Source organism: uncultured Dokdonia sp. (genome assembly GCF_947496725.1).
In the GTDB taxonomy this organism is placed as follows: domain Bacteria; phylum Bacteroidota; class Bacteroidia; order Flavobacteriales; family Flavobacteriaceae; genus Dokdonia.
On sequence record NZ_CANMDS010000009.1, the window covers coordinates 1 to 13,865 of the forward strand.

General features: G+C 37.9%; 11 protein-coding genes and 2 tRNA genes. 7 read left to right on the plus strand and 6 right to left on the minus strand.

Annotated elements, in window-relative coordinates; all coding sequences use genetic code 11:
* On the plus strand, window positions 1-876 hold an 876-nt coding region (locus Q0948_RS14725), incomplete at its 5' end, for a T9SS type B sorting domain-containing protein (RefSeq protein WP_298354468.1).
* Between the two features lie 519 nt (window positions 877-1,395).
* Complete coding sequence (locus Q0948_RS14730) at window positions 1,396-1,929, plus strand: carboxymuconolactone decarboxylase family protein (protein WP_298354471.1); 534 nt, start codon at window positions 1,396-1,398, stop codon at window positions 1,927-1,929.
* A 28-nt stretch (window positions 1,930-1,957) separates the two neighbouring features.
* Here Q0948_RS14730 and Q0948_RS14735 read toward each other — a convergent pair whose 3' ends face one another.
* Window positions 1,958-2,797, minus strand: coding sequence for an AraC family transcriptional regulator (locus Q0948_RS14735; RefSeq protein WP_298354473.1), 840 nt, complete (start codon window positions 2,795-2,797; stop codon window positions 1,958-1,960).
* A 110-nt stretch (window positions 2,798-2,907) separates the two neighbouring features.
* Here Q0948_RS14735 and Q0948_RS14740 point away from each other — a divergent pair, with 110 nt between their 5' ends.
* From Q0948_RS14740 to Q0948_RS14760, 5 genes are all read left to right on the plus strand, one after another.
* Window positions 2,908-3,321, plus strand: a complete 414-nt coding sequence (locus Q0948_RS14740) for a hypothetical protein (protein ID WP_298354475.1) — start codon at window positions 2,908-2,910, stop codon at window positions 3,319-3,321.
* A gap of 126 nt (window positions 3,322-3,447) precedes the next feature.
* Window positions 3,448-4,119, plus strand: a complete 672-nt coding sequence (locus tag Q0948_RS14745; RefSeq protein WP_298354478.1) for a TetR/AcrR family transcriptional regulator — start codon at window positions 3,448-3,450, stop codon at window positions 4,117-4,119.
* Window positions 4,120-4,143: 24 nt separating this feature from the next.
* On the plus strand, window positions 4,144-5,811 hold the full coding sequence (locus Q0948_RS14750; protein ID WP_298354480.1) for an ATP-binding cassette domain-containing protein: 1,668 nt from the start codon (window positions 4,144-4,146) through the stop codon (window positions 5,809-5,811).
* Window positions 5,812-7,164 (plus strand): biotin/lipoyl-binding protein, encoded by a 1,353-nt coding sequence (locus tag Q0948_RS14755; protein ID WP_298354483.1) that lies wholly within the window; start codon window positions 5,812-5,814, stop codon window positions 7,162-7,164.
* Window positions 7,164-8,570, plus strand: coding sequence for a TolC family protein (locus tag Q0948_RS14760; protein ID WP_298354488.1), 1,407 nt, complete (start codon window positions 7,164-7,166; stop codon window positions 8,568-8,570). The genes Q0948_RS14755 and Q0948_RS14760 overlap by 1 nt, the downstream gene beginning before the upstream one ends.
* 101 nt (window positions 8,571-8,671) lie before the next feature.
* Here Q0948_RS14760 and Q0948_RS14765 read toward each other — a convergent pair whose 3' ends face one another.
* The 5 genes from Q0948_RS14765 to Q0948_RS14785 form a co-directional block, all read right to left on the minus strand.
* A complete protein-coding gene (locus Q0948_RS14765; protein ID WP_298354491.1) occupies window positions 8,672-12,349 on the minus strand; it encodes a M1 family aminopeptidase in 3,678 nt (1,225 codons plus the stop codon).
* A gap of 2 nt (window positions 12,350-12,351) precedes the next feature.
* A complete protein-coding gene (locus Q0948_RS14770; RefSeq protein ID WP_298354494.1) occupies window positions 12,352-13,242 on the minus strand; it encodes an ABC transporter ATP-binding protein in 891 nt (296 codons plus the stop codon).
* A 191-nt stretch (window positions 13,243-13,433) separates the two neighbouring features.
* Window positions 13,434-13,505: transfer RNA gene (locus Q0948_RS14775), tRNA-Ser, on the minus strand.
* Window positions 13,504-13,755, minus strand: coding sequence for a GIY-YIG nuclease family protein (locus Q0948_RS14780; RefSeq protein WP_298354497.1), 252 nt, complete (start codon window positions 13,753-13,755; stop codon window positions 13,504-13,506). The genes Q0948_RS14775 and Q0948_RS14780 overlap by 2 nt, the downstream gene beginning before the upstream one ends.
* A gap of 37 nt (window positions 13,756-13,792) precedes the next feature.
* Window positions 13,793-13,865, minus strand: a tRNA-Val gene (locus Q0948_RS14785).

A 13,865-nucleotide genomic window follows, 5' to 3' on the forward strand; every position in this document is an offset into this window, starting at 1 on the left:
CAAATCATTTATGCTAGAGCGGTTAATACAGATAGCAACTGTGAGAGTACGATGGTGGTAGACTTTGAGATTTTTGTGCAACCACTACCATATACAGACCTTAGCAATGAGGGTGGACAGATTTGTGTGGATGAGATTACGGGTGAAGCGCTTGATCCATTTACGATAGATGGTACGGTAGAAGATCCTCAGATTGGGGTGAGCTATAGCTATGCGTGGACACTAGATGGCGCATTGATATCACTAGATCCTGTGGTGACTGTAGATGCTGCAGGAACCTACCAGGTGCTGGTCACAGCTACGTATGTAGATGGTACGGAGTGTGATTACCTAGCAGAGGCGGTATATACGGCAGAGAGTGCACCGGTGTTTGAGGCGATTGTACTAGAACCTTCTTTTAATAGTAGCGGATTGTACACGGTAGAGGTGATAAACATCACGGGAGCAAATCCTAACTCTGAGTATGAGTTTGCACTAGATGATGGCCCGTTCCAGAGTAGTACGACTTTTACAAATGTGACTCCGGGGACGCACACCATTTTTGGAAGACTAGCAAGTGGTAACTGTTCGATCTCTGAGTTTGAGATAGGGATTATAGATTACCCAAGATTCTTTACACCTAATGCAGATGGTTTTCACGATACGTGGAATATCATAGGGCTAGGGGTAGACCCTAACCTGAATGCGAAGATCTTTATCTTTGACAGATACGGGAAGCTCTTAAAACAACTGAGCCCTACAAGCCCAGGATGGGACGGTACCTTTAATGGCCAACCGATGCCGAGTAACGACTACTGGTTTAGAGTAGAGTTTACAGAGGTAGATGACTTAGGAACGCAACGTACCATAAATGGTCACTTTACATTGAAGCGATAGATAAACCATCACGTTGTGCTATAAAAAAACTCCCTACGGCTGTAGGGAGTTTTTTTATGGGATTGAATTAGATAGCTTATAATTCTATCCCTAATAAATTATACTACTACCCTACTCTCTAGCCCCGATTGCAATGAAAATCCCGCAACTGCCTGGCAACGCCGGCGTGAGGAATTGCAATGTAAAGCGGGAAACAACTTGAGAAAAAACTCCAAATATTTGAGCTCCTAACTCTTTATTTATTACTCGGGAAAAATATACCCTCTACGAGGAAGTATATACTATAAGGAGCACTTTTTATATACGTCTACTGTTGTGTACCAAACCAATAACACGATATGAAAACAAGAAACAACTCCATTTTTAACCTTATTGAGATTTTTAGACAAACGAAGAGTCGCGTCACTAAGCAATTATTCAAAACAGATTGTGAAACAAATTTTCACCACGATTATTACTGTGACACTCACACATCAAAATAATAAACTACATAGAATTATAAACTTTAAATAACATATTATGAGCACATTTAACGTACCAACAAGAGCAGAAGTAAGCGAGACAAATCAAGGAATTTTTGATCATCTAGAAAAAGCAGTAGGCTTTGTTCCTAATCTGTATGCAACTTATGCCTACTCTAATAATGCACTTAAAAACTACCTAGACTTTGCAAATGCACCTAGCTCGCTTAAAGCGAAAGAGAAAGAGGTTGTAAATCTTGCTGTAAGTGAAGTTAATGGATGTGAATACTGTCTCTCTGCTCACACCGCTATTGCTGGAATGAATGGATATAGCGCAGATCAAATTTTAGAATTGCGCGCAGGTAAAGCTACTTTTGACTCAAAGCTTGATGCCCTTGCACAACTTGCAAAAAACATTACTGAAAATAGAGGTAATACGAGTCAAAATGTACTAGACAACTTCTTTAAAGCTGGATGGACAAAGGAAAGCCTTATAGACACTATCTCGCTTGTGGGAGATAAAACAATTTCAAATTACATAAATAATACAACTCAAATACCTGTAGACTTTCCTGCTGTAAAGCCGTTATAGTATAACTACAGATATAAAAAAGCTCACTTTAAAGTGAGCTTTTTGTTTTTTTGAACATCCCAGGTGGGAGCGTTGTATGTTTTTTAAAAAATTTTGAGAAGTGTCCTGCATCATTAAAACCTACACCGTAGGCAACTTCCTCTACATTTTTATCTGAGTATATAAGCAACCGCTTTGCTTCAAGTATAATACGGTCATTTATAACTTGTAGTGGTGTTTTTTCTCCCACTTGTTTAAAGTGATTTGATAATGTTTTTGGTGATTTAAATAGCAAGCCTGCATAATCTGCTACTTTATGTTTTGACCTAAAATGCTGTTCTACTAGTATATGATACTGCCTTACAAGGTCATACTGACTTGTAGCAATATCTGGTGCTGGAATTGTGTTTTTTATAAGTCGGCTAGATTTAATTAAAAGTCTTTTTAAGAGAACCCTAAGCATTTCGCCTTGTATATGATCTCTAGTTTCAAACTCTTCCCTCATCATAAGAAACATTGCATCAAAGCTTTTAAGCTCTTTTTCATCTAAGGTAATTACGGGAGGCTCTGAAGAGCCATAAAATAAAAAGCCATTACAAGAAACCTCATCATCGTGCTCCCTTATGCAATAAAACTCTCTATTAAAAACTAGTGCTACAAGACCATCTCGCTGCTTGATTTCAAGAATATTAAGAGGTGTGCAAAAGATAACTTGCCCTTTTTGTAATGTGATTTTATAACCATCTATAAGTAGCTCTCTCGAGGCATCTCTTGCCCAGATAATTTTATACATACCAGAACTTGCTAGCAGCTCTTGAGATGGTGCACAATTAAAATTTGTAAGCACGAGTGTACTCTCTTCTTTGAGAGATTTATAAACAAGTTTCATAATAAAATATAGTGATATACAATGTACAAAATGTACAAGTACTAAGGAAGTATGTCTATACTCTTGCCACTACCCTTACAATACCTTTACTCATATAAAAATGACCAAAGATGAAAACGCTATATATCACACTACTTTTATTTTTGATTACCACAACTGTGGTATCTCAACATTATGTTACAGCCTCATACAATCCAGGTATTAAAACGGCATCTAGTACATCTACAAAGAGAGAGGTAAGCAGTAAGGTAGATTTTACCTACCATAATTTTATAAATGCTACTAAAAATTCAAAAAGCCACTACAAACTTGGCACAACTAGTTTAAGTAACAAATCACTTACTAAGATTTTCAAAAAAAATAGTCGCAACTCTCAAAATCTTAAGCAGTATAATTATCTACTCCTATCGCAGTATCCACTTCTGTATAGTAAACTTTCAGCTCAAGAAAGAAGCTTGCTTTACTTAAGATATAAGAAAACTTCCTTAAAAAATTATATTAATCAATTACCTAGTGTTTTATAGTAGCCCGCTTTCGCGAAAGCGTAACTTACTCATAACCTTCTCCTAAAAATTAATACAACAGTTCTAGTTTCATAAAAAATAGTTAAACTTTTAATTATAATAGTATTACTATCATATCTTTGTGATATGGAAAGATTACGCATACAAATTACAATAGATCCAGCCTTGTACACTCGTGATCCAGAGACCACAGAGCTAGGTCGTAAGATTGTGAGTAAGAGTATTGAGATGATAGATGATCTAGGTTTTGAAAAGTTTACTTTTAAGAAACTTGGACTGGCTATAAACTCTAACGAGAGCTCGATATATCGATATTTTGAAAGCAAGCACGCTCTTCTTGTATATCTTGTAAGCTGGTACTGGAGCTGGATAGAGTATAAAATTGTATTTGCTACGACTAATGTAAGTGACCCTTCTATAAAACTACTATCTTGTATAGAACTCCTTACTAAGGATGTAAAAGAAGACACGAGTATATCTTATGTAAACGAGGTGACACTGCACCGTATAATCGTAGCAGAATCATCAAAAGCATACCACACTAAAGATATAGATAAAGAAAACTCAAAGGGATATTACAAAACTTATAAGCGAGTAGTACAGCGTGTGAGTGACTTTGTTACAGATATACACCCTACGTATGAGTATCCACATATGCTTATCTCTACGGTAATAGAGGGCGCACACCACCAGCGCTACTTTTCAAAACATTTACCATCACTTACAAATGTATGTGAAGGAAAAAACAACATTACAGAATTTTATAAGGAACTAGTACTTAATGCTATAAAGCAATAACATTCTACTCAGACACGTCTCACTATGAATAAAGAAATGACTCCTTGGAAACGTTTTTTAAATATGCTTAAACTCGATAGACGAGATATAAAGCAAATTTTATTTTATGCAATATTTGCAGGTCTTGTTGCGCTCACGCTACCTCTAGGTATACAAGCGATTATAAACTTAATACAGGGCGCGCAAGTGAGTACCTCTTGGATTGTTCTTGTAATACTAGTTACACTAGGTGTTGCCTTTCAAGGTATATTGCAACTTATGCAAATACGCATACTTGAGAACATACAGCAAAAGATATTTACAAGATCATCTTTTGAATTTGCTTACAGATTTCCTAAAGTTAAAATGAGCGAATTGCGTGACTTTTACCCACCAGAGCTCGCAAATAGATTTTTTGATACACTTACAGTACAAAAAGGATTGTCAAAAATCTTATTAGATTTTCCAGCAGCGATATTACAAATCGTTTTTGGTTTAATGCTTCTGTCCTTTTATCACCCGTTTTTTATTATTTACGGTTTTTTACTAGTCATCTTAGTGTATCTCGTTTTTAAATTTACTGCATTAAGAGGTTTGGAAACCAGTCTTGCAGAATCTAAGGGTAAGTATAAAGTGGCACACTGGCTACAAGAAATAGCAAGATCACTTATAAGTTTTAAACTCTCGGGGCGCACCTCACTAGCTATGGAGCGCAATAACACACTCACCGAAAAATACCTTGAGGCTAGAGAGAGTCACTTTAGAATTCTGGTTATACAGTTTATACAAATGATAGGCTTTAAAGTGCTTGTCACTGCAGGACTCCTACTTATAGGTGGACTACTAGTTTTAAACCAGCAAATGAACATTGGTCAGTTTGTAGCTGCAGAGATTATAATCTTACTTGTAATAAGCTCGGTAGAAAAGCTTATTACAGGGCTTGAGAGTTTTTATGATGTACTTACGTCACTAGAAAAGATAGGGCAAGTGGTAGATAAAGAGATAGATCCTCAGGTAGGTTTTGATCCTTTTGAAAATCATAAAGACACAGATATTCAAATAGATAATGTAACCTACGCTACCCCACAAACGGGTGATATACTCTCAAACATAAAACTCAAAATAGAGACAAAAGAAAGGCTACTCATAGATGGCGTGTCTGGATCTGGTAAGACTACCTTATTAAAACTTATCTCTGGTATTATAGAGCCTACCGCTGGCGCTATTTATATAAACGATTTATCTCTCAAGGGGCTACGCCCTAATGCATATAGGTCTCAAATAGGGCAAGTACTCCCAGAGCAAAATCCTTTTGAGGGCACGATACTAGAAAACATCACATTTGGCAATAAAGAGATTTCTCAAGAGCGACTTAACGAGGTTATAAAAATAGTAGGCCTGCAAGATTTTGTGCGACAGCAGATTAATGGTTTGCGTACAATGCTCTTTCCGGAAGGACAGCAAATTCCGCATACCATATCTAAGCGCATCTTGCTTGCAAGGGCAATAGTACACGAGCCTAGAGTGCTACTTCTCAAAGATGCTCTTGAGCATTTTGAAAGTACAGAGGCACGCGCGATTATGGATTACCTCATCCACCCAGATAGACCTTGGGCGCTTGCTGTCTCTAGTAACAACAAAGACTGGCAATCTCAATGTACTCGATATATCAAACTCGAGAATGGAAAAATCATAACTCAAAAGAAAAACTAAATGCTTAATATATCTGAAAATCAACTTAACAAGAAGGTGGATATACGTGGGTATTCCGCTTTCGCGAAAGCGCAAAAAAAACAGCACTTTAAGTACTTTAATAGATTTCTCGTGGCCTTTGCGATTATAGGCGTGATTATCCTCTTTTTACCCTGGACACAAAATGTTACAGGAAAAGGATTTGTAACCACTCTCACACCAGACCAAAGACCGCAAACCATACAGTCTCAAATACCAGGACGTATAGAACAATGGTTTGTACGCGAGGGGGATTATGTCAAGAAGGGCGACACTATACTGCGCATTTCTGAAATTAAAAATGAATATCAAGATCCGCTTCTTGCCGAAAGAACTAGACAGCAGCGTGATGCAAAAAGTAATGCCGTAGGCTCTTATAAGTCTAAAGTACAAGCGCTAGAAAATCAGCTAGGGGCTTTACAGCGTGAGCGTGGTTTAAAACTACAACAGGCAGAAAACAAACTCAAACAGTCTCGTTTTAAAGTACAGAGCGATAGTATAGACCTAGTAGCTGCAAGAACTAATAGAGATATTGCTCAAACACAGTACGACCGTACCGCAACATTACAATCTGAAGGTTTAAAAAGTACAGCAGAGGTGGAAGATAAGCGTCTTAAGTTACAAGAGACAGAGGCAAAACTTATCTCTCAAGAAAATAAGTTACTTGCTAGTCAAAACGAGGTGCTTAATGCAAACCTAGAGATCTCTAGAACACAAGCTACCTATGCCGAAAAAATAAGCAAAGCTCAGAGTGATAAATTTACAGCCTCTTCTGCTCAGTATGACACAGAAGCACAGGTAAGCAAACTAGACAATGCATCTACTAATTATGAGATACGTAGCACATTACAATATGTAGTTGCTCCTCAAAATGGATATATAAACAAAGCCATAAAAGCAGGTATAGGAGAAACTTTTAAAGAAGGTGAGCAACTGGTAGGCATTATGCCAGCCGACTATGACCTAGCTGTAGAGACTTTTGTAAGACCTATAGATTTACCACTCATACATACTGGTGAGAGTATACGTGTACAATTTGATGGATGGCCTGCTATCGTATTTAGTGGATGGCCAGATGCCTCTTTCGGGACCTATGGAGGTACCGTGGTGGCTGTCGAAACTTTTATAAGTAGTAACGGAAAATTTAGAGTTCTTATCGCTCCAGATCCAGAGGCCGAAAGCTGGCCAAAAAACGTACGTGTAGGCTCTGGTGCACAAACTATTGCTTTACTTAATGATGTACCTATCTGGTATGAACTATGGAGACAGCTCAATGGTTTCCCTGCAGACTATTATTTACCAGATGGAAAAGAACCTGTAAAAGATAAAAAGTAATGAGATTATACACCTTCATTATATTAACAAGCTTGTTAAGTCTGTTTACTACTGTGAGTCAAGCTCAAGAGAATGTCTCAACCCTAGAAAACTCCTTTACTTTTGAAGAGTTTATAGGCTATGTTAAGCAGCACCACCCGCTTATTAAACAGGCAGAGCTTGTACTTACTACTGGCGAGGCAAACTTACTTAAAGCCCGAGGGGGATTTGACCCAAAAATTGAGGTAGACTATGACCGCAAGAAGTTTAAAGGAACTGAGTACTACGACCAGCTTAATGCTACTTTTAAAATTCCTACGTGGTATGGGATAGAGCTTAAAGGAAATTTTGAAGAAAATACTGGAGAGTTTCTCAATCCTAACCTCACCGTTCCAGAAGATGGATTGTACAGTGCTGGTGTCTCCTTTTCTCTTGCACAAGGACTTCTCATTAATGATCGTATGGCAACGCTCAAAAAGGCTCGTTTTTTTGAACAACAAACCCAGGCAGACAGGGACTTACTGGTCAATAATCTCATATTTGAAGGAAGTCTGGCCTATTTTGACTGGCTAGAGGCAGAAAATGAAAAACGCATCTACACCACCTTTTTAAAAAATGCAACGACTAGACTAGAAGCGGTAGAGCGCAGTGTACAAGAGGGCGATAAGGCTGCTATAGATATTACCGAAGCTCGTATTACAGAGCAAAACAGACGACTCAATCTCGAAGCCGCAACACTCAAAGCGCAAAAAGCTCGGCTTGTAGTGAGTAATTTTTTATGGCTAGACGGTATCCCATTAGAAATAAATGAGACTGTAAACCCAGTATTTCCAGATCTTACGGTACTTGATGCTTCACTCCTACTAGCTGGTATTACAGACGTTTCAGTTTTTATGGCAAATCACCCTAAATTGAGAAGTCTAGACGCAAAAATCAATAGTTTAGAAGTAGATAGATTTCTTAAGAAAAATAAGCTTTTACCTAAGGTAAATTTGCAATACAACTTCTTAACCCCAGATGGAGACCAACTCAATAGTCTCAATACGGCAAACTATAAAGCCTTTGTAGATGTAAGCTTCCCTATATTTTTACGTAAAGAACGTGGCGACCTTAGGCTTGCAAAAATAAAGGTGCAAGATGCAGAGTATGAGCGTAGCGCAAGCACTCTTTCTATACAAAACAAACTAGAAGCCACACAGGCAGAAATCACGTCTCTGGCTACGCAAAATATACTTATTGCAAATATCGTAACAGATTATGAAGCACTTGTAAAGGCCGAAGAACGTAAATTCTTTTTAGGAGGTAGCTCACTCTTTCTTATTAACTCACGTGAGCAAAAACTTATAGACTCAAGACTCAAGTCTAACGCACTACTAGTAAAACAACTCACTGCTAAGGCCAAGTTATATAACGCTGCAGGATTATAATTTTTTACGCTTTCGCGAAAGCGTTATTACTATACTACACAAATGAAAAGCGGCTAACTCTATAAGAATTAGCCGCTTTTTTAATTACTTACTATCAGTTACTATTCGGTGTCTGCACCGCTTTCTTTTACCTTTTTACGGTTATCGCTTCCTCTTCTATCTATGAGTTTATTAAATGGATCTATACCAGCTTCTACAGGTTTTTGATCTACGATGATATCAAAATTATTATTGATATCGCTCACCTTTATTTTCTGTAAGTATAGAACGTTCTCATCACCTGTCTCCTCATCTTCTTCTCCAAAGATACCAAGCTCTATGTAATCACTTAGTGGTAACGATACTATTGCATCTTCTTCTCCTTCTGGAGTATAGGTAATACTGTCTCCTTGTTTTGAAACAAATTGCTTTTTACCTTTTTTCTGAGAGTGATATTTACTCACAAATGCTTTTACATTTACAGCATACTTACCATCTGGAAGTTCTGTATAACTAGCCTCATCTACTTTATTATCATACAGTGTGATTTTTTCAAACATATCTGTAATAAGATATTGCAGCGAGTCTGGTGTTACCGCTCTTAAGTCATTTACAAACTCTGTAGCTGTAGGGTAAGGACTGGCTTTAAATTGATACTTCTCTGCAAACCTTTTGGCAACTCCATTAAAGACGTCTTCACCTAGATAGTCACTCATTGCATAAAGTACAAGTGACCCTTTTTGATAATGAATATACTGCTGGTTTTCATTATACATTAATGGCTGTTCTTTTATTTGCTCGGCTGTTCTACCTGTGAGATAACCATCCATAGCATCTTTTAAGAAACGACGCATTTGGGTTTTTCCATACGTTTTTTCTAACACCTTAAGTGAGCTATACTCAGACATACTTTCTGATAACAAAGTAGCTCCTTTTACTGGAGCGCCTATCACTTGGTGTGCCCACCACTGGTGTGCAAGCTCGTGAGCAGTTATAGACAGTGGGTAGTCTACCGCATCTTGATCCTCGTCATCTACATCTGCTACAAAACCTAAGCCTTCACTAAAAGGAATTGTATTTGCAAATGCTTGTGCAAAAGTTCCGTAAGCTTTTGGGAACTCAATAATACGCACCTGCTTATGCTGGTATTGAGTATAATTAGTCCCGTAATAGTCTAGCCCCTTTTTCATACCGTTCATCATACGGTCTAAGTTATATGTATGATCTGGATGGTGATAAATCTCAAGGTTAATACCATTATACACTTCTCTCTTCACCTCATAAGAAGCACTTAGGAAGGAGTAAAAGTTAAGCATCTTAGAGTCCATCTTATAGTGATAGTACTTACGCCCATCTTCTTCCCACTCTTTTGTGAGGTATCCTGGTGCGATTGCAATTTGATCTGGAGCCGTGCTCAAGGTTGCCTCAAAGTCTATCCAGTCACTGTATCCTCCTATATAGTTACGATCTCTTGCTCCAGGGGTGTCTGGGTCTGGCATTCTATCTTTAGGCGCGAGGTCATACTTTTTACGCACCTCTGTATTACGTATTTCAAAACGCTCATCATACCCTATAGAAGGAAACATCCCGTAGTTTACAAAAGTTCCGTTTGTAGAAATAGGAGACTTATCGTCTAAAAATTTGTTTTCCTCATTCTCCATTGTAAACTTAAATACCAGTGTATCTCCAGGCTGCATTGCTTTCGCGAAAGCGTACATTTTATAGTTATAATCTTGATTATCATAAACAATCTCTGCCTCACGATCTAGTGTAATTTCTGTAGGGTAATCTGTGAGGTTTACGTGTAGAGTGTCTATGGCTACTGAGTCTTTATTTACCATTGTAAATGTTGCCCCAGCTTTAAAATCACGTGATGCTGGATACATATCCATAAAAGTATTTACAGCAACAAGTCGTGGCTGAGGGATACCGGCATATTTACCTAAATCTCTTTCGGCCTGCACCCTTAATTCTTCTCTTTCTTTACCGGTGAGCAGCTCATTTTCAACATTATTAATGTACCAAGAATAACTACCTATCGCTAAAAAGACAATGAGACTTGCCACTGCTGTGGTAATGATGGGTGTAGTTAATCTCGCTTTCGCGAAAGCAAAACGCGCCTTTGCCGTAGCCCCCATACCACGCCTATAGAACAGTATAGCCGCCATAAGTAAGATGATACCAAAAGCAATCCAATATACCCTAAACACATAAAAACGAGGTAGTACGGTACCATAACCATCAAAATCTGACGGGCTAGGCGTTCCTCCAGAGTTAAAGTCAAAGATAGCTTGCTGGACACCTATCGCATTCTGAAGTAATGGAACTCCTATACCTATAACCAGTAAGGTTACCAGACCCACCCACTTATTTTTAATCAAAGTATGTACGAGTAATGCCAGTAATATCCACGGTACATATTTCCATACATTAATTAAAAATGCTTGAAATACGTAGAGATCTATCTGGTAGTCATAAAACCCTTTTAAGGTTTGAAAAGCGAGACCACAAAGTATTAATACAACTTGTAAAAAAGCTGTCATTAAGAATAATGAAATACCTCTAGAGACTAGAAAGACCCAATCTTTTGTAGGTGTTACATCTACAATCTGATTAATGTGAGCAGCCTTTGCTCTGTCCATTAAAAATCCAGAATATAAGTGTATGAGCAAGAATGAAAACAACACGATATATGCAGATGGCTCTGCGAGCATTGTCCACGTTTTTGGTAAGATTGCCGTATTATATATAAGTTGAGAGAAACTCATCATTACAAAGGTCAGTACAATAGCTAGAAACGTTATGATTATAAACGGCCAGCCAGTAATGATGTATTTAGTATCACTTTTTACGAGCTGCCATAGCGTTTTAAACTGCCCCACTATTGAGAAGTCTGTAGTGACAGCAGGCATCTCTATGCGTTGTATTTTACTAGAATTTTTCTTTACTGCTCTCACTGCCTTTTTCTTAAAGAAATTAAAGCGCATAGCGTGCTGCTGAAAGTTAAAACGTGCAATGATTAAAAAGAGGATTCCAAAAGATATACCTGCCCACAATAATCTATTGTAAAGCAAAGTACCCACCATAGGTATAGATTTATTGTTTTGCTCAACTGGTGTCCAGTACTCTGTAGCATCTGCTAGTGCCACATTTGCCATAGGGTCAAAAAGCGCATACCAGAACGTATCGTCTGCATTATCTGCCATACTTGTCGCTATAAGCTGTATAATAATCATCGTGAGTACGGTCATAAATCCAATGTTGAGATTACGAGTAAACACGACTATAGCAAAAACAATCGCACTGTAAAAAAGCACATTAGGAAATATGATAAAAGCAAACGGCTGCACATAATTCCATAAACTAAAAGGTCCCAAAAGCGCCTCATTAGATCCTGGAAGGACAGAGCCCACAAGTAGACCTAGTATGGTAGCGAGAGCTATTAATAAGTTAATGGTTATTGCGGCCGAGAATTTGGCAAGTAAGTACTGCACCTTCGTAAGCGGGTACGAGTACAAAACATTATGCATATTGTTTTTAAAATCTCGATCTATAGTGCCCCCTGTAATAGAAGGAATTAATAGATAAGCAAGCATTGCCAGCTGTGATAAAATACCCGTTATAGCCAGCGGACTATTAAGATAAACATTGCTAGTCACTGTAACATTATCACTACTAAAAACGCCTAAACCAGCTGCCATTATAAGTACAGCTAGTAAAAACATTATGGCAGAAAATATATAAAAAAGCGGTTTCTTAAACCACGTCTTTATCTCGTGTAGATAGATAGTACTAAACATAACTATGCTACCGTTTGAGATTGATTCTTATTGAGTGTTGTAAAATACACATCTTCTAGTGTGGCAGCTACTGGTTCAAAACCGTCTCCTGGCATACTCTCGCTATAAACGCGCACATCTAGATCGTTTGTATCATTAAAGCTAGATGATATTACATTATGGCTATTCTGTAATGATTCTACACCTTCTCTAGAGGTTGTAGTTTTCCAGATATGTCCCTCTAGGCTTTGCACTAATTCCTTTGGAGTGCTTTGCGATAAGATTTTACCTCCGTTAAGAATTGCCATATCTGTACATAATTCTTTTACATCATCTACAATGTGTGTAGAAAATATAACAATGTGGTTTGTCCCTATCTCACGTAATACATTTAAAAATCTATGACGCTCTGCTGGATCAAGACCTGCTGTAGGCTCATCTACAATAATTAGTTTTGGGTTATTAAGTAATAACTGGGCGATACCAAAGCGTTGCTTCATCCCTCCAGAATATCCTGCTACGTGTTTATTGCGCACATCACTTAGGTTAGTCACCTCAAGTGCTTTATCTACAATAGCTGTACGTTCTGCTTTATTTGTAATTCCCTTTAGGCTCGCAAAATAATGTAGCAAGTCACTGGCACTCATTTTAGGGTATACTCCAAACTCTTGAGGTAAGTACCCAAGTGTTTTTCTAAATTCAATTTTGTTGTTAAGTATATCCAGTCCATTAAAGTCTATCTCTCCTGTATCTGGCTCTTGTAATGTTGCAATAGTTCTCATAAGAGAAGACTTTCCTGCACCGTTAGGTCCTAGTAGACCAAACATTCCTGCCTTTATATCTATAGTTACATTATCAAGGGCTTTTACACCGTTAGGGTACGTTTTTGAGACATTCTTTAAACTTAGAATCATATATATGGTTTTTGTTAGTGCATAAGTATATCAATAATACATATTGTTACACCACAAGAGCGCATATAAAAGAATTAACCACCTGCTGCATATGCTCAATGACTGATAGTTCCTTTGTAAGTAATGCATTACAAGATAGTATAAAGAAAAAATAATGCATAAAAAAAGGCTCCCATTTCTGGAAGCCTTTGTGGGCGCTAAGGGATTCGAACCCCTGACTCTCCCGATGTCAAATCGGGATGCTCTGAGTATATTAATGAGCTATAACTCTCCTTTTATGAGCTTCTCAATCATAACCCTGCTTTTCCATTTTTTAATTTGCAGCTCTCGTTGCACAGCTTCACCCCTAGTCGTAAAAGTCTCTGTGTACTTAACTTCCCAATCTCTAGATTTGGAAGTAAAACCTCTACCACTTGACAAATGTTTCTTGAGTCGGTTTTCTACATCATTTGTAGAACCGATGTAATACCGATTAAGATTTGGTGAGAACAATATGTAAACGTAGAAATTCATAAAAACAAAAAAAGGCTCCCATTTCTGGAAGCCTTTGTGGGCGCTAAGGGATTCGAACCCCTGACCCCTTGGGTGTAAACCAAGTGCTCTGAACCAACTGAGCTAAGCGC